A 23134-nucleotide genomic window follows, 5' to 3' on the forward strand; every position below is an offset into this window, starting at 1 on the left:
CTTTTACTTATATTCACTGTTATTGTGTGATGACTCTCTCTCTTTTACCTTCTCTTGTTGTACAAACTGAAAGCTTTCCTTAAATAAGCATAAATGCTCAGTCGTAGGTTTGTGCCTTTCCAGTAAACGATACCTCCCCCCACTTTATTATTCGTGTAAGCCTTGTATATAGATATTAGATAAAGCGTGCTCCTTTCCACTTTTCTATACCTGTTGTAAGGAGCTAGATGAAATAAATACGTTATCAACACAAAATAGCACGATTTGTATATAGACTCGATTTAGCCTTTTTCAATTATTGATCTCACATTGAAATATCAGTGATATCTCGCACATCTTTTCTTCCAATATGTACTGCCTTTTTTCACCTTTTCAACATCCTCCTAACAAAGTTAACTCGTCTATTTTTCCATCTATTTTTTGTGGAAATTAATAAACTTATAACGATGAAAAAAATAAATAAACAGCATGATTAAATAAATTTAGAGATAAATAACACTAAATTATAGAGTTAAATTCTATATGTGTTCATATTATGGATTTATGTTTTGTTTTCTTTTTTGCGCGTTATAGTGATTTTGAAACCAACGTCTGCGTTTAAAAAATCACCACGCAGACACAATGGGCAAACGTAAACCGTTAAACGGCTTCTCGGAGGAAATGAAAATGGGTGATGCATTAGGTCTGATCGAAACCAAAGGTCTGGTGGCATGTATTGAAGCCGCTGACGCTATGTGTAAAGCCGCGAACGTTGAACTTATTGGCTATGAAAATGTGGGTTCAGGTCTCGTGACTGCGATGGTGAAAGGCGACGTAGGCGCAGTGAAAGCTGCTGTGGATTCAGGTGTGGAGTCAGCACAACGTGTGGGTGAAGTTGTTACATCGCTCGTGATTGCTCGTCCTCACAATGACATCAACAAAATTGTTATCAAACACAAGGCATAGTTTTTGCCTTAGGAGAACGTATGGGTGATGCATTAGGACTTATTGAAACTCAAGGGCTGGTGGCATGTATTGAAGCCGCTGACGCGATGTGTAAAGCGGCAAATGTTGAGTTAATCGGCTACGAAAATGTGGGTTCAGGTTTAGTGACTGCAATGGTGAAAGGTGATGTAGGTGCCGTTAAAGCCGCTGTGGAATCTGGCTTAGAAGCTGCTCAACGTGTTGGTACTGTTGTGACTTCATTAGTCATCGCTCGTCCACATAACGATATTCAAAAAATCGTTGCCCAGTACAAAGTGACTGAATAACGAAGGAAATAAATATGAAAGAAGCACTAGGTCTAGTTGAAACCAAAGGTCTTGTCGCTTGCATTGAAGCTGCTGATGCAATGTGCAAAGCAGCCAATGTTGAACTGATTGGTTATGAAAACGTCGGTTCAGGTTTAGTGACAGCAATGGTGAAAGGCGATGTCGGTGCAGTAAATGCAGCGGTTGAGTCAGGTGTTGAAGCGGCAAAACGTATCGGCACCGTGGTGACTTCTCGTGTTATTGCAAGACCGCATAACGATATCGAGAAAATCGCACAACAGCACAAAGCCTGATTTTTCAGGCGTGCTGTAAAACAAAGAAATAAGTTATTCAGCTAAATTTTTTAACTCCTGTATGGAGGAAGACATGGTTGCATTAGATAAAGATTTGCAATCCAGACAACTGGCTCGTGAGCTAGTTCGTAACGCGAAAAATGCACAACTTGTTTATGCTAAATTTTCGCAGGAAAAAATCGACAGTATTGTAAAACACATTGCATTTGAAGCCGCTCGTCATGCAGAAGAGTTGGCAAAAATGGCGAACGAAGAAACAGGCTTTGGTAAGTGGGAAGACAAAGTGCTGAAGAATACCTTCGCGTCATTGCGTGTGTATGAACATATGAAAGACATGAAGACCGTTGGCATTATCAATGACGATAAAGTGAAAAAAGTCATGGATGTTGGCGTGCCTTTAGGTGTTATCACGGCGTTAGTTCCTTCAACTAACCCAACATCAACCATTATCTATAAAACCCTAATTGCACTGAAAGCGGGTAATGCGATTATTTTCTCTCCGCATCCAAATGCAAAACAGTGCAGTTTCCGTGCATTAGAAATTGTTAAAAAAGCAGCTTTAGAGGCTGGAGCGCCAGCAGGTATTGTTGATGGTGTGACATTACTGACACTGGAAGCGACAAAAGAATTAATGCACAGCAAAGATGTGTCATTAATTTTAGCGACTGGTGGCGAAGGTATGGTACGTGCTGCTTATGCATCAGGTACGCCAACCATCAGTGGTGGTCCAGGTAATGGCCCAGCCTTTATCGAACGCAGTGCAGATATCAAAAAAGCAGTGAGCGATATCATCACCAGTAAAACATTCGACAATGGGGTTATCTGTGCATCAGAGCAATCCATTATCGTTGAACGTTGCATTTATAACGAAGTTCACCGTGAGCTATTAGCGCAAGGTGCTTACTTTATGAATGATGAAGAAGCAACCAAAGTGGCTTCAATGTTACTGCGTGCTAACGGCACAATTAACCCTGCTGTAGTGGGTAAAGATGCGATTTATTTAAGTCAGCGTGCAGGTTTTAGTGTGCCAGCAAATACGCGTGTATTAATCGCATTACAAGATACTGTTTCACCAAAAAATCCGTATTCACGCGAAAAATTATGCCCAATCTTAGGAATGTATATTGAAGAAGATTGGAAATCAGCGTGCGATCGCGTGGTGCAATTGCTGACTAATGAAGGTTTAGGTCATACCTTGGTTATTCATACCAAAAATGAAGATGTTATTCGTCAGTTCTCTCTAGAAAAACCGGTTAACCGTATTCTGATTAATACCCCGGCGGCATTAGGTGGCATCGGTGCAACCACTAATATTACTCCAGCGTTAACTTTAGGCTGTGGGGCTGTAGGTGGTGGTTCTAGCTCTGACAATGTCGGTCCAATGAACTTACTGAATATTCGCAAAGTAGGTTATGGCGTGCGTACCGTTAAAGAGCTGAAACAACCTTGTCCTTTAGCACAAGAAGCTGCTCAACCTGCTGTTTCTGCTTGCTCTGTTTCTAGCGCAAATCACCAGACCAGCATTCTTGATGATGACCGTTTTCGTACACCTTCTTTAACCCCTGTTCATGCGGAATGCGCAACTGCACAACGTCAAACTCAAGGTGATGATCGCTTTGGTGCATCTCCTTATGCAACGACGGTCAGTGCTTGTGCGCAACAAGTGGTTGAACAAGGTGATATTACCGAAGAAAACGTGGAACGCATTATCAAGGAAGTTCTCGGACGTCTGAGTAAATAACTCATTGATATAAGGCGATATAAACCATGATCCTCGCAAAGGTAATCGGACACGTAGTAGCGACACAGAAAAGCCCAGAACTTAAAGGTAGCAATTTATTAATGATAGCCACCTTAGATGATGAGCTTAAGCCACTGAAAAATAAAACGTATGTTGCAGTGGATAGTGTGGGTGCAGGTATCAACGATGTTGTGTTGGCTGAAGAATATTTTGCACTGAACAAAGAACGTTACAAAGCGATGTCAGTGGTTGCCATTGTTGAGAAGGTTTATCGGGACAGTAAGGAGTAATAACGACATGAGTGAGTTTCTGATAAAACCCCAAATTCAGTTTGGCACCAATGCACTGAATTTTCTCTCTGGGTTAACTGCCCGCCGCGCATTTGTGGTGACAGATAAAGCAATGGTGAAGTTTGGCTTTGCAAATAAAGTCACTGACAAGTTAATGCAACGGGGTATCGAGTTCCAAGTTTACGATGATGTTGCTTCAGATCCGGATATTTCAGCCATCGTAAGTGGTATGAAGATGATGGATGCGCATTATCCAGATTTGGTTATCGCACTCGGTGGTGGATCAGTGATTGATGCCGCGAAAGCCGTTATGTACTCCCTCTGGCATACCCGTAAAGAGAGCAACAGAACAAAACCACAATTTATTGCGATCCCAACCACTAGCGGTACGGGTTCGGAAGTGACTTCTTTTTCAGTGATCAAATCACGCAGTGAAAAACTGGTTTTGGTTGATGAGTTTATGTTGCCTGATGTCGCCATTCTCGATCCTGAGTTGGTGAAGTCTGTACCGCCAGCAATTACTGCTGATACGGGAATGGATGTGCTTTGCCATGCACTAGAAGCCTATGTTTCTAAAGCCGCATCTGACTTTTCTGATGCGATGGCAGAGAAAGCCGTCAAGTTAGTGTTTAGCCATCTTATTGATTGCCATCATCAAGGTGACAACTTACTTGCCCGTGAAAAAATGCATAACGCATCTTGTATTGCGGGGATGGCATTTACTAACGCCTCGTTGGGTATTACTCACAGTCTTGCTCACGCATTAGGTGGTGTCTTCCACGTTCCTCACGGTCGAGCAAATGCGTTATTGATGACACATGTCATTGCTTTTAATGCAAATTTTCATGGTGATTGCAATAGCGAAGCAGCAAAACGTTACGCCTATCTTGCTCAAAGCTTAGGACTTCCGGCTAACACCGTAAGAGAAGGGGTCACCAGTTTAATCGTCGCTATTAATGTATTGAAAGATGAAATGGGTATGCCGAAGAGTATTCGCGATACCGGTGTCAGTGAAGCGGACTTTTATGCCCGTTTAACGGAAATGGTCGGACAGGCTTTACGAGATAGCTGTACGCCGACAAATCCACGTGACGTAAACACACACCAATTAGAAACATTGTATCGTCAGGCATTTGCCGGTGTATCACACAGTTAATGCTCAACCGAATTAATACCGATTAGGTCAAGTAAAGAACATCAGGAGAGCCTCACATGGCCAAATATTCTTTGACGCCACGCGTAAAAATGCTGGCAGAACGTTTAGTTTCACGTAATAGCTCCATCAGCACAGAGCGTGCAACCATTTTTGATTCATTGGACAGCAACATTGCAGGTGTGCCTCAAGCGATTAAACCTGCACAACGTTTTTATGAATTTATTCGTCATTTTCCAAGCTACATTGCACAAGATGAATTGATTATCGGCAGTCAATCATCAACACCACGCGGCGCGATTTTCCATACGGAAGAAGAAGTGCGTAGCGACTCTATCTACCGTTTCTTAAGTATTAACAATAGCGTTGCATCACCTGATTATATGCTAGTGGTAAACCAAGGTTTCTTAGCAATCAAAGCACAGCTTGAAGACAGAATTAGAAGCATTGGCAGTGCCGTAAATCGTAGCAGTATGGACGAAGCCAATTTTTGTAAATCCGCCATTTATGCGTGTGATGCAGCACTTTATTTCGCACAAATTCTGTCTGCAAAAGCAGAGAATTTAGCTGCAATGGAAGGTAATCCATATCGTAAAGCAGAATTATTAGATAGTGCTGCGGTATTACGTAAAGTCCCTGCAAAACCAGCAGAAACCTTTAAAGAAGCGGTTCAAGTTTTCTATTTACTGCAATTAGTCTTACATCTGGAAAATGGTAGCTACGCCATTAATCCAATGGGATTTGATAAAGCGTTATATCCATTCTATCAACGTGATCTCGACCAAGGTCGTTTAACACAAGCACAGGCTTATGAAATTGTTGAAAGTGTTTGGTTGAAATTAGCAGAGCTTTCCGAAGTACGTGCGACCAAAGAAGTTGATGGTTATCCAATGTTTGATGCTATGACACAGGGTGTTGATATTAACGATCCGCGAGTCAGCATCAACGAATTATCAGAAATGCTGCTATCAGCGCGCGCTAATCTGTCAACATTACACAGTTCACTGCAAGTACGTTTATACAATGGCCGTATGAATTCACAGCCACAATATGCTGCACCTTCAGCGAATGTTGTTGCACCAACAGCAGATGCGAGCGAATTCAAAGTAATGGAAGGTTTAACGCCTCGCTTACAACGCTTACGTAACCGTTATTTAGAAGCACGTCCAAGTGTTTCCATCTACAGAGCATTAGCATTTACTGAAATTGTCCGTAATAACCCAGGTTTACCACCCATTTTACTGCGTGCAAAAGCATTCCGTCGTGCATGTGAAACGGCACCTATCTTAATTCAAGATGAAGAGCTGATTGTTGGACATCCTTGTGGAAAACCGCGTGCTGGTGCTTTCTCTCCTGATATTGCATGGCGTTGGGTTCGTGATGAACTTGATACTATGAGCACGCGTCCACAAGATCCATTCCAAATTTCAGAAGAAGATAAAAAAGTTATTCGCGAAGAAATTGTTCCCTTCTGGGAAGGTCGTTCTTTAGATGAAATTTGTGAAGCACAATATCGCGAAGCAGGTGTGTGGGAATTTAGTGGTGAAACCTTTGTCAGTGACCTTTCTTATCACCAAATTAATGGTGGTGGCGATACTTGCCCAGGTTATGACGTATTGCTTTTCACTAAAGGTATGAACGGTATTAAAGCCGATGCGCAAGCAAAACTGGCTGAATTAAGCATGGAAAACCCTGCTGATATCGACCGTATCTATTTCTATAAAGCGTCTATTGAAAGCTGTGAAGGTGTGATTGCTTATGCACATCGTATTGCAGAACATGCGCGTGAATTAGCATCAAAAGAGAGCAATCCTCAACGTCGTGAAGAGTTACTGACGATTGCTCAAGTTAACGAAAATGTACCAGCTAATCCACCAAAAACACTGCAAGAAGCCTTGCAAAGTATTTGGACTGTAGAGTCACTGTTTGAAGTTGAAGAAAACCAAACGGGTCTTTCTTTAGGTCGCTTAGACCAATACTGCTTCCCAATGTATGAAAACGATATCAAATCAGGTCGTTTAACACGTGAACAAGCACTGGAAATGATGCAAGCCTTTATCATCAAATGTGCTGAGTTAATGTGGATGTCGAGTGAGCTAGGAGCGAAGTATTTCGCAGGTTATCAGCCATTTATCAACTTAACTATCGGTGGACAAAAACGCTCTGGTGGCGACGCGTGTAACGACTTAACTTACCTGATTATGGATGCAGTGCGCTTTGTGAAAGTGTATCAACCATCACTAGCATGTCGTATTCATAACCAATCTCCACAGCAATATATGGAAAAAATTGTGGATGTAGTTAAAGCGGGTATGGGCTTCCCTGCATGCCACTTCGATGATTCTCATATCAAGATGATGCTACGTAAAGGCTTCGACTTTGAAGATGCGCGTGACTATTGCTTGATGGGTTGTGTTGAGCCACAAAAATCTGGTCGTATTTATCAGTGGACATCAACAGGTTACACCCAATGGCCTATTGCGATTGAGTTTGTATTAAACCGTGGTCGTATGGTGTTGTTCGATAGCTATCAAGGTTTAGATACCGGTGATTTACGCGACCTGCGTACTTATGAAGATTTTGATCGCGCTGTAAAAGAGCAAGTTGCACATATCGTTCGTTTATCCGCAATTGGTACGGTGATCAGCCAACGTGTTCACCGTGATGTTGCACCAAAACCATTAATGTCTCTGCTGGTTGAAGGCTGTATGGAACAAGGTAAAGACGTCACTGCGGGTGGTGCAATGGTTAATCATGGTCCCGGTCTTATCTTCTCAGGTTTAGCGACTTATGTGGACTCAATGGCGGCTATTCGCAAACTTGTTTATGAAGATAAAAAATACACCTTAGAGCAAATCCGTGATGCGCTACTAGCTAACTTTGAAGGTCATGATGAGTTATTACGTGACTGCTTAAATGCACCGAAGTTTGGTAACGATGATGATGTTGTTGACCAATATGCGCTGGATATTACGGAATGGACTGAGCGTGAATGTCGTAAATACAAAATGCTCTACTCCACTCTGAGCCACGGTACGCTGTCTATCTCTAACAATACGCCAATTGGTGAGTTAACCGCAGCGACTCCAAATGGTCGTTTCGCATGGAAACCATTGTCAGATGGTATCAGCCCAACACAAGGTGCGGATAAACATGGTCCAACAGCGATTATTAAATCAATCAGTAAAATGAATGTTGAAACCATGAATATCGGTATGGTTCATAACTTCAAATTCCTGAAAGGTTTGTTAGATACCAATGAAGGTCGTCAAGGTTTAATTACCTTATTAAGAACAGCTTCCATTTTGGGTAACGGCCAGATGCAATTTAGCTATGTCGATAATGAAGTACTGAAAAAAGCGCAATTAGAGCCTGAAAAATACCGTGATTTAATTGTCCGTGTTGCTGGCTACAGTGCTTACTTCGTTGAATTATGTAAAGAAGTTCAGGATGAAATTATCAGTCGTACTGTAATTGAGAAATTCTAATTACAGCCATAGGGATGGTGCAGGCTATCCCTTTTAATCGACAAGACAAGATTTAAATTTATCGAACAGGGATGTTTGATGCAGATTTGGAGGCGTAAAGATGGAAATGGCAGCAGAAATAAGAGGGCGGATATTTAATATCCAGAAATACTCTATTTATGATGGTGATGGTATTCGTACTCTCGTTTTCTTAAAAGGCTGTAATATCCGCTGCCCTTGGTGTTCCAATCCAGAAGGTCTCAGCAGTGAGTTTCAGGTGATGTACTCTCACGACAAATGCGTAGATTGCGGTAAATGCGTTGATGTTTGTCCGGCGGGGGTGCACTACATGACAACCAATGAAAGTGGTAAACAAGTTCATCGTGTTGATCGCGCTGTTGATTGTATTGGTTGTCGTAAATGTGAAGAAGTCTGTATCTCAGATGCCCTTGATATTATGGGAAAAGATGTTTCTGTTTCTGAACTAATGAAAATCATCATGCAAGATTATGACTTTTACATCTCTTCAGGGGGGGGCGTCACAATCGGTGGCGGTGAAATGAGTTTACAAACTGATTTTGCGGTTGCGCTTCTACGAGAATGTAAAAAGATGATGATCAATACCGCTGTGGAGACGCAAGCGACCACTAATGTGGCGAATTATGAAAAATTAGCGGAAGTTGTTGATCAATTTCTGATTGATATCAAACACATTGATACAGCTCAGCATAAAGCGTTGTTTGGTGTCGGTAATGAAAATGTCCGTCGTAATTTAGAACGTTTAATGGATCTCGGTGCCAATGTGGTTATTCGCATGCCATTAGTCCGTGGTTATAACGACTCTTATGATGCAATTACAGGAGCAATTAATTACGCCATGGAGCTATCAAAACGCGGCAATATTCAGCGTATTGATATTCTTCCTTATCATCAGTTTGGGCGTAATAAATACGAAAAATTGGAAATGATCTACCCAATAAAAAACGATCCTAGTTATACACCAGAAGAGCTAGACAGTTTAGAAGCCTTCTTTAAGAAATTTGATTTCGATATCCGTCTTGTCCGTCACTAAGTAGGAGAGAAAGATGAACAGTTTAGGTGTGATTGAAACACGAGGATTAACCGCCGCCATTCAAGCGGCAGATGCGGCTTGTAAAGCGGCAAATGTGGAAATTATTGGATACCGAAAAGTAGGATCTGGCTTGGTATCTGTCTGCTTTCAAGGTGAGATCAGTGCAGTAAGGACTGCGGTTGATCATGGTGTTGATGTGGTTAGCCAAAAAGAGCTGGTTATTGGTTCATTAGTTATTGCAAGACCAGAACCAAGTGTTATCACCAAATTACTGACCATAAAAAGTAAGAAAAAAGCCCCAATTGTTACTGAAAAAACGCCAGAAATTGCTCTTGAAACAGTTGTTGAAACAATCGTTGAAGTTCCTGTTAAAAACGAAGTTGAGAAGCTAGAGACGACAAAAGCAGTTGCAGATTTACAGGCTCAAAATATTGTCGCTGAAACTAAAGTTGCGACAGACAAAGTACAAAGTAGTAAGAAAGAGATCAAACCAGAAGGCCGTAAAGGTAAAAAATAATGATTAATCAACAAATCATGGGAAAAATCCTCTCTCGTTTGCCTGCACATGGCGTGATGTCGGGGGAGACGCAAGGAATGGCAATCCCTGTTGGTATTTCTAATCGGCATGTGCATCTTTCACAACAAGATGTTGAAGCATTATTTGGCAAAGGTTATCAACTCACTCCGTTTAAAGATCTTAAACAACCGGGTCAGTTTGCAGCAAAAGAGTGTGTGATGGTTGTGGGGCCAAAAGGCTCGATCAGTAAAGTTCGTGTTTTAGGGCCTGTTCGTCCACAAAGCCAATTAGAAATTTCAAAAGCTGACTGTTTTGCATTAGGTGTAAAGGCACCAGTACGTGAATCGGGTGATTTAGTTGGTTCTGGCAATGCTGTTCTAATGGGGCCTGTGGGTCATGTTGAGTTAAAAGAACAAGTCATTTGCGCACAACGTCATATTCATATGAGTGAAATTGACGCCAGAATGCTAAATGTCACCAATGGGCAAAAAGTACACGTTAAAACAGAAGGTGAGCGTAGTCTGATTTTTGATGAAGTCATTGTTCGTGTTAATGAGAAGTTTGCTTTGGAATTTCATATAGATACTGATGAGGCTAATGCTGCCGGGCTTCGCAATAACGATAGTGTATTTATTGTCAGCTAAGACAATGAGGTGACGTAATGGATGCTCAGTTAATAGAAAGGATTGTTGCTGAAATAGAAAAAAGAATGAAAAAATCGGTGTTGTTAGCACTTACTCCTGCACCGGGATACCAAGATGAAATTTGTCAACGTATCAATACTTTTTCTCATATTCGATTTTCTCTATTTGTCACAACACCGGCACAAGAGAGCCATGATTTGTCGAAATGGCGTCATCTAGGTGATATACATAAAGCGGACGAGTTTGATGTTAATAATTTATCTTCTTATCACGCTTTATTCGTTCCCTATTTCGATAAAAAGCTGGTGGGTGAAATTATTAACGGGTTATCAATGAGTGAAGAAGGAGAATTAATTCATTCAGCATTAACTCAAAATATTCCCGTTATGGCTCTCCCATATTTTTGCCAACCAGAAAGTGAATTAAATGAGATTTTAGGTTTAAATAAAAATAAAGAGTACAACCTGCTTATTCAGGAAAATATTAATCGATTAAAATTATTAGGCGTTTCTTTTTATTCCATCAATGAAATAGAGAGTCACTTAATTGATAATAATCATAATAAAAAAACTGAATGTTATCCTGAAATAAAGAAAGAAAATAACAATCGCTATATTACTTTAAATGAAGTAATGAATAAGCCTGGAGAATACTGTTTATCACAAGATAAATTGACAGATTCTGCTATTGAATATTTAAAAAGTTTAAAAAATTAATATTAAATTATATCTGATAACTCAGGAGTCTTATTATGTCACCAAAAGCTAAATCATGGCTTTGGATGCTGGCGGTTATTATTTCAGAAACCTCAGCAACCTCTACCTTAAAAATGTTTGATAATAGTGAAGGTACAACTAAAACATTATTATTAGGCTTAATTGTTGTTCTTTATGTTATTTGTTATTACTCATTATCACGTGCAGTGAAAAACATTCCAGTTGGTTTAGCTTATGCAACATGGTCTGGTACAGGTATATTAGTAGTTTCTTCTTTAGGTATGTTGTTTTATGGTCAACATCCTGATACTGCGGCAATGATAGGTATGGCCGTTATTGCCAGTGGTATTGTAATTATGAATCTCTTCTCGAAAATGGGATCAGAAGAAGAGGAAGAAGAAGCAAGCGAAACGCCTAATATTAAACAGGCTGCATCGTCAGTGAATAAATAAATCTATTTTCAATAAATCTATTTTTTAATAAAACTATTTTTTGATAAATAAGTATTTATTAAAATAAATAAGGATAACAATTATGTTTACCGGATTCTTATGGCTGGCGCTGTCTATCGGTTCTGAAATCACTGGTACGTCAATGATTAAAAAGACCAATGGTTTTAGTAAATTAGCCCCTTCTGTTTTAGTGATTGCTGCTTACTGTATTTGTTATTTCGCTTTAACCCGCGCTATGGGATATATTCCTGTGGGTGTAGCGTATTCACTTTGGTGTGGATTTGGTATTGTGGGCGTGACATTAGTTGCGATGATTTTATATAAACAAAAACCCGATTTACCGGCTATATTCTCTATGGCATTGATTATCTCTGGTGGGATAATTATGAATACATTCTCAACGATGTAAGCTAACATTATAAATTAGATATTTATTTCACCTTTTTAACTAAAATGCCGATGTGTTATTAAACAGTATCGGCATTTTTATAATTTCTTTGTGTTTTTTTAAAATGAACATTAACTATAAAAAGATGTTTTTTTTATATTTTAAATTTTGAGTGAATATAATATTTGGAGGTTTTTATTTAAATGTAAATTATAAAAGGAATAAATATGTTTTCAATATTAAAAAATTTGGGTGGTCCAAATGTTAGGGAAGTAGATAGACGTGCTGAAACGAGTTATGTTAAACAAAATAATACTCCTCATACTAGTATTAGTCATATTAATAATACGGATCAAAAATCGAAAACACCTAATTTAGCACAAAGAACGATAGCTGCTAATTCTTCTGAATTATCGACATTCTCAGGGGATATATTAATATCTAATCAATCAAATAATAATAATAGCCTTTCCCCTCCATTACCACCCAAACCACCAATAAATTCACCAATATATCAAACGTCTAGTCATACTTCAGATAGATCTGGATTACTAGCAAGAAGAACAAATGCTGGAGTTAACCTACTGAGTTTTAACCTACAAGAATCTAATGAAAAGGTTAGATTAGATAGCAAGAAAAGTGCTTTTTTAGACGTCGTTAAAAATTGTTTCAATACAGATGAACATAATGAAAAAGCGATAAGGTTATTTGATAATTTAAAACATTATAAGTATAAGAATGATAATTATCAAACTGTTAACTATGCTATATATAATAACATAGCGTATTGTAAAGATACTTTAATTAAAGTAGGTGATGTTGTATTACCTGCAAATAAGGTTAGTGTTTCTAACTCTCCTCATATGACTATTGCATCCCAATACCCATTAAATCACAAAGAGAGTTTAAATAACTATTATCATATGTTATTTGATAAAGGTATAAAAACAGTTTATATCTTAGCATCAAATTATGATATTAAAAATAAACTCTCATCATTTTATGATGGATGTAATAAGAGTGATTTTAAATATTTTAGAGAGAATTTAGATTTAGGTGATATACAATCTAGTGGTACTAGATGTTTGGAATTAAATAAAGATAGAGCAAAGTTAGAGTGCTTAGATTGCAAAGCATACATTAAATCATTGAATAAAAAAAATAGTGATGAAAAGAAAGAAATAAAATTTGTGCATATTTATGATTGGAAAGATCATACAGGAATAGATGCGGAAAAATTAAAAAATACAATTGATACTGTTGGTGGTCATTTAAAAATAAAACCGACAGAAGAAAATATCGCTGTCCATTGCCTTGCTGGATTAGGAAGAACAGGGGAATTTATTGCTTTAATGGAAATGATGAAAATGATAGAGGCAGGAAATAAAAAAGAAAAAAGCTTAGAAAGTATTATCACTGATCTAAGGGAAAAGCGCAGTGTCCATACGCTTTATCAGCCTGAACAAATTGCTGAGCTAATTAAGTTTGCAATAGCAAATAATATCCCGTTGCTCAATGATGATATTAAAATGAAATAATATTTTTTCAAAAAATCAGTATAACAATCCCCATTGTATTCACAATGGGGATTAGTTTTACGACATTACTGTTTTTTATTTTTTTAGTTTTGCTGCTCTCGGATTTGCTGTAACTGTTTTTGACGCTCAGTTTGAGCGCTGACTTGATGGTTTCGCGCTAAAAAACTATACATCGTTGGTAATACAAACAGAGTAAACAGTGTGCCGACTAACATACCTGACACAATAATTAGCCCTAATCCATAGCGGCTATTCGCGCCTGCACCACTGGCAAATAACAGTGGGATAAGCCCAATAACCATTGCCGCCGTGGTCATTAATACAGGACGTAAGCGGATTTTTGCTGCTTCAATAATTGCATCACGACGGTTTAGGTTTTTATGAACTTGCAATTCATTAGCAAATTCCACCATTAAAATGCCGTGCTTACTGATAAGTCCTATTAGTGTGACTAAACCAATTTGAGTGTAGATATTTAATGTCACCATACCTAAAGCTAATGGCACTAATGCACCACAAATAGATAATGGTACGGTAATTAAGATAATCAACGGATCGACTAAGCTTTCATATTGCGCAGCTAACACTAAGTAAATAATAATAAGCGCGGCAATAAAGGCAAAGACTAAGGTATTTCCTTCTTGGGTAAATTGGCGAGAATCAGATTGCCAATCATGACTAAAGCCCGCAGGTAATGAATTTGCCACATTATCTAAAAAAGCGACCGCTTGCCCCATGGTAACGCCGGGGGCGGGGATTGCTTGGAAAATCGCTGCATTTTGTTGATTAAATTGCGTGAGCTTATTAGGCTCAACTTGTGTCGTAATATTTACAACGGTTGATAATGGAATTAACACATTATCTTGAGTACGAATATAGTGCTCAGCAAGAGCCGCAGGCGTTAAACGTTGATGGCGTACACTTTGTGGAATAACGTCATAAGAGCGACCATCCATGCCAAAACGATTAATATAGTGTTCACCTACTAATAGTGAGAGTGATTCACCAATATCCTGCATACGAATGCCTAAACTATTGGCTTTCGCTCTATCTATCGTCACTTGAACAACGGGGTTGTTGTAATCTAAATCGCTGTCTACTACGACAAATAGGCCACTTTCTCTGGCTTGTTGCTTGATTTGTTCCATTGTTTCAAACAAAACGGGATAACCTAATGGGCTGCGTAGCACCATTTGTACAGGCAATCCCCCCACTGAGCCCGGTAGAGAAGCTAATTGGAAAGCAAAAATACTGGTACCTTCCACATTATTGACGCGATTTTGCAAATCAGCTTGTATTTGATCTGCGTTGCGATCACGTAAATCCCAGCCATCAAAGTTAATACCACCAAAGCTCGCTGACGGGCCATCAGTACCATTAATTATCCATGTGCTGTCTGTTTCAGGCAGACTCATATAAATTTCATCAAGTTTCTGGTTAAAGCGCTCAGCATAGGCAAGATTTGCGTGTTGTGGCGCTTTCACAGCAGTTAATACACTCGCCTGATCTTCTGAAGGTGCCAGCTCTTGTTTTGTCTGACTATATAAAAACGGTAAGCTGACAAACACAGCTAAGGCGAAAACAACGGTTAACCAGCGATTAGCTAAAGAAAAATTAAGGACATAACCATAGTAGTGAGCCATCTTATCGAAAACAAGCTCAGCCATTTTAGCCATTTTGCCTTCATTTTCTTTTGGTTTTAGCATTAATGAGCTCATCACGGGGGATAAAGTTAATGCCACAATGCCAGAAACAATCACACTACCTGCCAGCGTTATGGCAAATTCTTTAAATAATGCACCTGTTAATCCAGCCATTAAACCAATTGGCGCATAAACGGCAGCTAATGTAATTGTCATTGCAATAACAGGGCCGGCAACTTCTCTTGCTCCGACTAATGCTGCCTGAACAGGTGATAGCCCTTCTTCAATGTGTCGATGGACGTTTTCAACAACAACAATGGCATCATCTACAACGAGTCCAATGGCTAAAACCATTGCTAGCAAGGTGAGTAAGTTAATACTAAAGCCAAAAGCAAGCATTAATCCGGCAGCACCTAGCATCGATAACGGAATGGCAAGTACAGGAATAAGAACTGAACGAAATGATCCTAAACAGAGATAAATGACCGCGATAACGATTAAAATTGCTTCAATTAACGTTTGTACTACTTGATTAATAGAGGCTTTGATAAAACGTGAAGTTTCAAATGCCAGTTCTACATCGACACTAGGCGGTAAGGTTTTTTCAATATCAATTAGATGATCTCTAATGCCATCAACAATCACAAGTGGATTACCTGTTGGTGTCGGGAATAAACCTAAAAATACGGCTTTTTTACCATTCATAATACCGCTAGTTTCAGTGGCCGCGGCACCTAGCTCGACAGTACCAATATCACGTAAACGGACAAGATTGTTACCATCATTAGAGATAACCATATCTTTAAATTCTTCGACATTAGTGAGATCAGTATTGACATAAACGTTAGCAATAACAAATTCACCTTCGACTTTTCCTGGCGCCGCTTGATAGTTGTTACGGCGAACTGCATTTGCCACATCGCTAGCTGTTAAGTTACGGCCTGCTAATTTATCTGCATCTAACCATAAGCGCATGGCCAATTGTTGACCACCAAATACTTGTACTTTAGCAACGCCATTAATGGATGAGAACATCGGCTCAACAACGCGAGAAAGGTAGTCTGTAAGTTCGGGAATAGAAAGCTGTTCACTTGAGAAACCCACATAAGCTACGGCTGTAGATTCTCCTGATGAAAGCTCAATCACCGGATCATAAGCTTGTTCTGGCAACTTATAACGAACTTGATTAACCTTCGCCATAACTTGCGTTAAGGCTTGAGTCGGATCACGATTTAACTCCATTCGAACAGTGACTAAACTTTTACCTTGTACTGAAGATGAAGAAATATAATCAACACCCTCAACAGAAGAAACCGATTGTGTAATTGGTTGGGTAACAAATCCCTGCATAAGCTCAGACGAAGCGCCAGGATAATCTGTTGCAATCGTAATCGTTGAGTTCTGTAACATTGGGTATTGGCGAACGGGTAGTTTACTGAACGCAAATGCACCCAGTAAAAGGATCAGTGTGCTAACAACTAATGCCAAAACAGGTCGCCGAACAAAAATATCGGTAAACTTCATTATTAACTCCCGTTATGGTTTTGTTGTCGCAGATTGAGCGAGCGCTAAGGTGTCTTGCTCAATAGGCTCAATTGAAATGCCATCACTTAATTTAATTTGGCCAGATGAGACAATTTGATCACCAAGCGCTAAGCCTTCTTTTATCTCGATCATGCCGTTGTAGCGCAATCCAACTTTCACAGAGACACGCTTAGCGATAAGGTTTTTTTGATTGTCAGATTGCGCTACAAACACGGTATCTCCATAGGCAGTATAAGTAACTGCCGTTTCTGGTACGGTTAATACCATAGGACTATCTGGAGAAGTAACTTGTACTCGAGCAAACATGCCCGCTTTTAATTTGTTATCAGTATTAGGTAAAACTGCTTGTACTTGTACAGTACGAGAAGGGCCAATAAGAGGATCGACGGCATTAATAGAGCCTGTAAATACCATCTCTGGGTAAGCATCCACCTCGATATTAATGGGCTGTTTTGCGAAAACTTTGGGAGCAGCTTGCTCATCAAGTGAGAAATTGAGTTTTAAATGACTCGCATCGACTAAAGATGCAACACGTTCACCTGCATTGAGGTACTGTCCTTCATGAACAAGTTTGATCCCGACAATGCCATCAAAAGGTGCTTTTATTGCTTTTTGTGCAATTCGTGCTTTTACCTCACGAATGGATGCGGCAATCATATCGCGCTCAGATAATGTACTGTCTAATTGCGCGGCGGCTGCGACATTTTTACTATAAAGCTGTCTTGTACGGGAATAGAGTTTATCTGCGTTAGTTAATTGTGCTTGTAAACGCAATAATTCCGCTTGTTCAGGTTCATCATTTAATTTAGCTAAAACTTGGCCGGCTTTAACAGTTTGCCCTGACTCAAAATTAATCACGGCAATACGGCCATTGGTTTCAGCCGCTAAATAGACTTGGCGTGCGGCTTCTAATTCCCCAACACCTTGCATATTATTTGGTAATTTTGATGATTGTACGGTTGTTAATGCCACTTTAGTGGGTGGGTAAGCAAATTGCTGTGATGCATCTTCATCAGATGATGTTGTTGCATAAACTGCAGCACCTGCACTGAGTAAAAAGAGTGAGGTACATATAGTAAGAGTAAGTTTTTTATTCATATTATTGTTGATCTCATAGTGACTGTTTTTCTATTTTTTATGGTTTTATGCGTTAGTTTCTTTCCATAACGCTCTGAAATGACTTGCCATTGCTGTAGTTATTAATCCGCCAATAACGGCTAGATGTTCTATTGCAAAAAACATCGACAACATGGCTTTCTCTCCTGTCATATCCCAAAAGGTATGAACAATCACAATAGTTAAAAATAAAAAGACAGCTAAAGCGCCAGCACCTAGCCATAGATAGCGATCAAAAAGCACTAAAAGTGAGCCACAAAATAAGACGATCGCAGTGGCAATATTAAAAAACCAATCAGGTTTCAATCCCGCAGCGCGCATTTCCACCAAACTATTCTCGTAATCAAAGACTTTGGCAAAGCCAGAAGAAAGAAATAAAACAAGAATAAGTAATCTAGCGATAAACCATAAAGAATGGCTTTCGAGAATACGTGCAATTGAATTTGGCATTCACCTGACCTCAACAATCTTAAAAAACAAAAACCAGCATCCCTCTGGCTTGACTTAATTTGAGGAGAGGACTATAAAACCTCAAGTTAAGTTGAGGTCAAGAGGAAAATATGGAAAAAGAGAAAATAGATTTCAATAGAGCACTTACAGTCGGTGAAGTGGCAAAGCGTAGTGGTGTTGCCATTTCAACGCTTCATTTTTATGAAGAAAAAGGTTTAATTGAAAGTTATCGAAGTGCAGGTAATCAGCGACGTTACCCACCTGTTGTATTACGTTATGTGGCAATTATCAAAGCGGCTCAAAGTACGGGAATTCCATTAAAAGAAATCCAAGAAATATTAGGAAAGTATCCACCAAATAGTAAATTAACGGCAGAACAATGGCACGAAATATCAACGGATTGGAAAGTGCGACTAGATGAACGTATTCGTCGTCTTAAACGATTACGTAACGGGCTTGACCACTGTATTGGCTGTGGTTGTTTATCGTTAAGTGATTGCCCATTACGTAATCCAGACGACATTTTAGGTGAGAAAGGTGCAGGAGCACAGATCCTATAATGAATGTTAAAAAGAAAACGAAGCGTTATCGGGTTTAAAGAAGCCCTCATAATCATCTTGGTTATCGTTCATACCTAATAAGTCGAGTGTAAATTGGTGATAAAAGCCTTGGTAAGAGAGAAGTGAAATTAACGCCTGATTAATTACCTCTTTATTATCACTATTTTCTAATTCACTTTCTTGGTGAGCATACATTAATAGCGCAACTTGACGTTTTTCTTTTAAGGTTTGATTGCCTTCATTTTTAACATCAAATTTATTTAATAACGCTAAGATATCTTTGACTGTATTCACGTTGGTGGTTTTTAAATATTGGTAAAAGGTAGGATTTAGTGTCGCCATTAAAGGATCTAATTCCTGATTTGCAATGCGCTTTGATGCAGAAAAATGAGGTTGTGGCTCATATAAGGTCTGTGTTTTTAAAGCATCAATCTTCATTATTACCCTCACTGGATGTTTCTATTTGAGGATGCATATCATCTGATGCATCAAACGTATTAATAAATTTCAGTAGAGTGTCTTTAATTTCTTGAGTAAATGTTGCTTGATAAGATTCAGAAAAAGGCTGGTGAAATTGTGATTTTAAATCATTGAGTAACAGAGCAGGATCAAAAAAAGTCACTTGATCACCAGCATGAATAGCAATGGTCTTGTTGTCATGAGATATCAATTCAATATTGATATTATTAAGCTCTTTCTCAAGATATGGGCGTAGCGTTGCTGGAATATCTAGCGTTATTTTTTTCTCTGAAGGTATTGCTGAAATTAAACGACGTGTGAGTTCAACTTGTATTTCTGGTGAGTCAAAAAATTGAGCAAGAGTAGCGATTATTTGCTCCCTTTTTTGAAATTCATACTGTACCAATTGTTCTTGATATTGAATTGAGAATTTTAATATATCCCCTAATAATGCTTGTAATCCTTTACTATAAGCTTGGTTTGCTATCTCCTTATTATGCGCATCTAGTTTCTCATTAAAATCTCGGAGCATTTTTTTTGTCGCGAGTTTGGTCGCTAATTCGATTTTATAAATATTATCAAGTTGTCGAACATATTTAGCTCGTATTAATACACCTTCACGAGTGTATGTTAAAAGATTTTCAGACAGCGAGCGCAGCATAATCTAGCACCAAAAGAAAAAGTGAACGGGATAAAAAGAGTGACTGAGGAAGTTCAACTAGTGATGATTGTGGTGCAAAAAGCAATGTGAAACGTTGAGCCAGTGCGGTTGAAATTGAATTAATAAAATCAAAGAGTAATTGATAGCCGATATTTATGGGTACGATACTTTCCAGAGGAGCCGTTATCTTCTTATCTATATTTAAAACAGAATAAAGAGATAAAAACGCTTTTAATTGTGGCTCTAACTGATAGTAATTACCAGATAATAAAAGCGTTTCTCTAGAGTACAAATAGCCTAAAAATAGAGAGCAACGGGGAAGTAATACCCAATGCGTAAAAATTTTCTCTACAATAATATCGATGTCACAATCTAGTTGATTAATAAGTTGATATTGCTGAATTAATTGGCGATTAGCGAGTTTATGCCAAATTATACTTTCTTTATTTGACGCTAATACATCGTAATCTGCATGAAGATAACTAAGTGGATCATACATTACACTGGATATCATTTCGAATTGCTCAGGAGTTAGATTTGTCATTATTCTCTTCCTTTTGTGTTTTTTTATGTCGAAATATTATCAATGAAATCGTAATGAGAACGGCGATAACTACCAATAATAAACTTAGAAATAACCAAGAAGTAAGAAATGAATCAGAGCTATTTTGATAAAGTTGATTATTTATTATGTTGAACTTATTAATATTTCTTGGATACAACAAAACGGTAATATTATTTTCATTCATATCGTTAAAGGCATTATGAATAAAAGCACGAACATCTTCGCTTAATTGATCATTATCTAGCATACCCTCTTCATAAAAAACTAAAGCTGAAGCATGAGGCGTTGGAATAACGCGTTCAGTCGGGGATATTGGATAACTTACATGTACCCTAGCATCAATAATATGGTCAATTGTGAGTAATGATTGTTCTAATCGTTGCTCAATGGCAGAAATTAAACGTGCTTTTTCGGCTTGAGGTGATGATACCAATGCATCTGATGGAAATAACTGAGTCACTTCAATTCGAGATAGTGTGGGTAATTGATATTCTTCTAAAATTTGAATTGCAATTCCCATATCTTCTTTTTTGACCGAAACATCAAATAACCCTTTTCCTAATGCTTTACGAGTACTGGTTATTTGGTGTTTTTGTAAAACGGCTTGAATTTCAGTTGCCTGTCTTTGATCCAAATTGGTGAGTAGAGATTGATCTTTACAGCCACTTAATAATGGAAACAGGCAACATAATAATGCCAAAAACAAATATCGCATTTTCATTACTATTGTGCCTTGAGTAATGTTTCAACAATATTCAGTGATTTTCTGGCTAACGTGCTCGCTAAATTCATGGTGATGGTATAGTCATTAAGCGTTGTTTGTAGCTTGGTATAACTTTGTACATCCGTCAGTTTGCCTAATGTTGCTAACTTCTCTTGAATTTGTTTTTCATATTGAAAACTATGAGTCACTGTCTTCGCCATAATCGTGGATAGGTTGTCCTCACCATGATTATTTTCATTGGATAATGCATTGAGATTAATAGGAACAACGGGTGTAATAGCCATATATTTCCTCCATTAAATAAAAACTAACGCATATTCCCGATAATGCTCATTGCCAAGTCTTTCACAACTTTAATCGACGTTGATTCTGCATTACGCGTAATATTATATTCAGCAAGTCTTGCTTGATAATCGGCTAATGCGGCTGCATTTGAGGTATCGGCTTTTAATGCGTCTAATGCATTTTTCAATGCATCACTTTGGTTTTTAACTGGCTCTTGAAAATAATCATCAACTTTTGCTATGGAGCTGACATCATCGGCAACGGGATAAGCTGGCATAATATTCATCCTTTATGGTTTTTAAAATTCATCGTGTATTAGTATTGCTATTATCCTTTAGGAAAATAACGGTGTTGGCTATCAAGAAAAATATATCCGTTATCTTCTTGTAAAATAGCTTTGTTTTTTAATGTAGGATTACTCATATTTTCGCGGTAAAAAATAAATTTTCTTCCAAAAAGAGTAGTTTGTTTTTTTATATAATCATCAATGATGATTTTATTTTCTTTATCTAAAATATCTTCAAAAATAAAAATCAATCGATTATTTTTTTCTTCAATTTTGTAACCTGTCGTTTTTGCAAAAGGTAATTTATTCATTTCATCAATAATACTTGGAAGTGAAATGGCGTGAATTATAGGTAGACAATACGGTGTAAATCGATTGTTGATAAAATTTATCACTTTTATTTTTTCATGTTCATTATGATAAATAAAGTTAATTATGGGTTTTTGTTGATCTTTTAAGATTAAATGCACTATTTTTTTATTGTTATCAATTAGCAAGTTATTTATTTTATCTGTGTTGATATATATGATCTTTTCTTTTGATAAACTATTTTTTTCAAATATAGGATAGCTTTTATCATAAACACAATAGTAGTTTTCGTTACCTTCAAAACCTTTGAAGTTAAAGCTTTCTTGGATAGACGGTGGAGTTTCTGTATCCTTGTTTTTTAACACGAAAAATGAAAAAAGGAAGATTGATAATAATATTATTATCGTAAATGAAAAAACAAATTTCTGGATGGAATTTAATGATTTTTTCTTATTTTTGAAATGAAAAGAAGAGAATGATAGTGTGCTTTTATCACTGATTAAAAAAATAGGAATATCATTAAGATAAATAGGTTTATCTAATACTATATCGTAAGTTTTATCTTTTTCATCCTTGTTTAAACTTTGCTCAATAGTGTATTGATTATTTTTTCCCCTTTTTTCATCCAATGTAATGGAGAGTGTTTTTTCTTCTTTTTCTTTATCACAAGGAATGTAAATGATTGTTTTTAAACTGTCTTTTTTACTTTCTTGATAGTTGCTTTTATACAGGACAACGGTATAGTGATTGGGTGTTAATGGAATTAACGAGCCTCTTAATGGACCATTGAGGACATAAATATAATATAGCATGGAATTAGCCTAATGATAAATTGTTATTAATTCATAAATTAAATGTAGCTTAGTGAAATATAAAAAAAAATCTTTTAAAAAAAAGAACATGTTTTTTATTTGATATTTGAAAATAATATATTATTGTCATGTTTTTAAAATAATAAACGAAAAAAATCTGATATTCATCTTTATAGTTAATTGTGTGAGATATTATTG

The 23134-nt window shown here is 37.8% G+C and carries 25 protein-coding genes; 15 read left to right on the top strand and 10 right to left on the bottom strand.

All coding sequences use genetic code 11. From position 1 onward, the window contains the following. Nucleotides 1-666: 666 nt before the first annotated feature. From ABN217_RS10025 to ABN217_RS10090, 14 genes are all read left to right on the top strand, one after another. Nucleotides 667-945 (top strand): BMC domain-containing protein, encoded by a 279-nt coding sequence (locus ABN217_RS10025; protein WP_004249182.1) that lies wholly within the window; start codon nucleotides 667-669, stop codon nucleotides 943-945. 20 nt (nucleotides 946-965) lie between these two features. Beyond that, nucleotides 966-1250, top strand: coding sequence for a BMC domain-containing protein (locus ABN217_RS10030; RefSeq protein ID WP_006536329.1), 285 nt, complete (start codon nucleotides 966-968; stop codon nucleotides 1248-1250). A gap of 14 nt (nucleotides 1251-1264) precedes the next feature. Beyond that, complete coding sequence (locus ABN217_RS10035) at nucleotides 1265-1543, top strand: BMC domain-containing protein (RefSeq protein ID WP_006536328.1); 279 nt, start codon at nucleotides 1265-1267, stop codon at nucleotides 1541-1543. A gap of 73 nt (nucleotides 1544-1616) precedes the next feature. Beyond that, nucleotides 1617-3284 carry an acetaldehyde dehydrogenase (acetylating) gene (locus ABN217_RS10040; RefSeq protein WP_349439452.1) on the top strand — a complete coding sequence of 556 codons (1668 nt, stop codon included), beginning with the start codon at nucleotides 1617-1619 and terminating at the stop codon, nucleotides 3282-3284. A gap of 26 nt (nucleotides 3285-3310) precedes the next feature. Beyond that, entirely contained in the window at nucleotides 3311-3574 is a 264-nt protein-coding gene (locus tag ABN217_RS10045; protein WP_036934514.1) for a EutN/CcmL family microcompartment protein, read from the top strand. A gap of 7 nt (nucleotides 3575-3581) precedes the next feature. After that, a complete protein-coding gene (locus ABN217_RS10050; protein ID WP_349439453.1) occupies nucleotides 3582-4730 on the top strand; it encodes a 1-propanol dehydrogenase PduQ in 1149 nt (382 codons plus the stop codon). 56 nt (nucleotides 4731-4786) lie between these two features. Further along, nucleotides 4787-8215 (top strand): choline trimethylamine-lyase, encoded by a 3429-nt coding sequence (gene cutC / locus ABN217_RS10055; protein WP_349439454.1) that lies wholly within the window; start codon nucleotides 4787-4789, stop codon nucleotides 8213-8215. A gap of 100 nt (nucleotides 8216-8315) precedes the next feature. Continuing rightward, a complete protein-coding gene (gene cutD, locus ABN217_RS10060; protein WP_164526794.1) occupies nucleotides 8316-9266 on the top strand; it encodes a choline TMA-lyase-activating enzyme in 951 nt (316 codons plus the stop codon). A 13-nt stretch (nucleotides 9267-9279) separates the two neighbouring features. Then, complete coding sequence (locus ABN217_RS10065; protein ID WP_196554550.1) at nucleotides 9280-9783, top strand: BMC domain-containing protein; 504 nt, start codon at nucleotides 9280-9282, stop codon at nucleotides 9781-9783. Nucleotides 9784-9839: 56 nt separating this feature from the next. After that, nucleotides 9840-10427, top strand: a complete 588-nt coding sequence (locus ABN217_RS10070; RefSeq protein ID WP_425355545.1) for a phosphate propanoyltransferase — start codon at nucleotides 9840-9842, stop codon at nucleotides 10425-10427. A gap of 17 nt (nucleotides 10428-10444) precedes the next feature. Beyond that, nucleotides 10445-11143, top strand: a complete 699-nt coding sequence (locus tag ABN217_RS10075; RefSeq protein WP_196554548.1) for a hypothetical protein — start codon at nucleotides 10445-10447, stop codon at nucleotides 11141-11143. A 35-nt stretch (nucleotides 11144-11178) separates the two neighbouring features. After that, nucleotides 11179-11595 (top strand): DMT family transporter, encoded by a 417-nt coding sequence (locus ABN217_RS10080; RefSeq protein WP_196554547.1) that lies wholly within the window; start codon nucleotides 11179-11181, stop codon nucleotides 11593-11595. Nucleotides 11596-11677: 82 nt separating this feature from the next. Further along, nucleotides 11678-12004 (top strand): DMT family transporter, encoded by a 327-nt coding sequence (locus ABN217_RS10085; RefSeq protein ID WP_004245856.1) that lies wholly within the window; start codon nucleotides 11678-11680, stop codon nucleotides 12002-12004. Nucleotides 12005-12210: 206 nt separating this feature from the next. Further along, nucleotides 12211-13521, top strand: a complete 1311-nt coding sequence (locus tag ABN217_RS10090) for a protein-tyrosine phosphatase family protein (RefSeq protein ID WP_349459365.1) — start codon at nucleotides 12211-12213, stop codon at nucleotides 13519-13521. 83 nt (nucleotides 13522-13604) lie between these two features. Here the strand turns inward: ABN217_RS10090 and ABN217_RS10095 are convergent, their stop codons facing one another. Genes ABN217_RS10095 through ABN217_RS10105 form a run of 3 tightly spaced genes read right to left on the bottom strand, consistent with a single transcriptional unit; the run spans nucleotide 13605 to nucleotide 18275 of the window. Next, nucleotides 13605-16688, bottom strand: a complete 3084-nt coding sequence (locus ABN217_RS10095) for a MexW/MexI family multidrug efflux RND transporter permease subunit (RefSeq protein ID WP_197269829.1) — start codon at nucleotides 16686-16688, stop codon at nucleotides 13605-13607. A gap of 12 nt (nucleotides 16689-16700) precedes the next feature. Further along, nucleotides 16701-17807, bottom strand: coding sequence for an efflux RND transporter periplasmic adaptor subunit (locus tag ABN217_RS10100; RefSeq protein WP_349459367.1), 1107 nt, complete (start codon nucleotides 17805-17807; stop codon nucleotides 16701-16703). A 45-nt stretch (nucleotides 17808-17852) separates the two neighbouring features. Continuing rightward, nucleotides 17853-18275: a DoxX family protein gene (locus ABN217_RS10105; RefSeq protein ID WP_349459369.1), complete on the bottom strand. Its 423-nt coding sequence runs from the start codon at nucleotides 18273-18275 to the stop codon at nucleotides 17853-17855. A gap of 110 nt (nucleotides 18276-18385) precedes the next feature. Between ABN217_RS10105 and soxR the strand changes: the two genes are divergently transcribed. Beyond that, nucleotides 18386-18835, top strand: a complete 450-nt coding sequence (gene soxR, locus ABN217_RS10110; RefSeq protein ID WP_072069134.1) for a redox-sensitive transcriptional activator SoxR — start codon at nucleotides 18386-18388, stop codon at nucleotides 18833-18835. A gap of 6 nt (nucleotides 18836-18841) precedes the next feature. Here soxR and ABN217_RS10115 read toward each other — a convergent pair whose 3' ends face one another. Genes ABN217_RS10115 through ABN217_RS10145 form a run of 7 tightly spaced genes read right to left on the bottom strand, consistent with a single transcriptional unit; the run spans nucleotide 18842 to nucleotide 22936 of the window. Continuing rightward, nucleotides 18842-19273 carry a hypothetical protein gene (locus tag ABN217_RS10115; protein WP_072069133.1) on the bottom strand — a complete coding sequence of 144 codons (432 nt, stop codon included), beginning with the start codon at nucleotides 19271-19273 and terminating at the stop codon, nucleotides 18842-18844. Continuing rightward, entirely contained in the window at nucleotides 19263-19955 is a 693-nt protein-coding gene (locus ABN217_RS10120; RefSeq protein ID WP_196554543.1) for a ubiquitin family protein, read from the bottom strand. Before ABN217_RS10120 ends, ABN217_RS10115 begins: the two co-directional genes overlap by 11 nt. Continuing rightward, a complete protein-coding gene (locus tag ABN217_RS10125; protein WP_196554542.1) occupies nucleotides 19936-20499 on the bottom strand; it encodes an OrgA/MxiK family T3SS sorting platform protein in 564 nt (187 codons plus the stop codon). The genes ABN217_RS10120 and ABN217_RS10125 overlap by 20 nt, the downstream gene beginning before the upstream one ends. Continuing rightward, entirely contained in the window at nucleotides 20480-21241 is a 762-nt protein-coding gene (sctJ, locus tag ABN217_RS10130; RefSeq protein WP_196554541.1) for a type III secretion system inner membrane ring lipoprotein SctJ, read from the bottom strand. Before sctJ ends, ABN217_RS10125 begins: the two co-directional genes overlap by 20 nt. 2 nt (nucleotides 21242-21243) lie before the next feature. Next, entirely contained in the window at nucleotides 21244-21528 is a 285-nt protein-coding gene (gene sctI / locus ABN217_RS10135; RefSeq protein WP_197269833.1) for a type III secretion system inner rod subunit SctI, read from the bottom strand. Between the two features lie 23 nt (nucleotides 21529-21551). Next, complete coding sequence (gene sctF / locus ABN217_RS10140; RefSeq protein ID WP_072069128.1) at nucleotides 21552-21806, bottom strand: type III secretion system needle filament subunit SctF; 255 nt, start codon at nucleotides 21804-21806, stop codon at nucleotides 21552-21554. 50 nt (nucleotides 21807-21856) lie between these two features. Continuing rightward, a complete protein-coding gene (locus ABN217_RS10145; protein ID WP_349439457.1) occupies nucleotides 21857-22936 on the bottom strand; it encodes a hypothetical protein in 1080 nt (359 codons plus the stop codon). Nucleotides 22937-23134 lie beyond the last annotated feature (198 nt).

It is taken from the genome of Proteus sp. fly-1067 (assembly GCF_040139345.1).
GTDB classification, from domain to species: Bacteria; Pseudomonadota; Gammaproteobacteria; order Enterobacterales; family Enterobacteriaceae; genus Proteus; species Proteus vulgaris_B.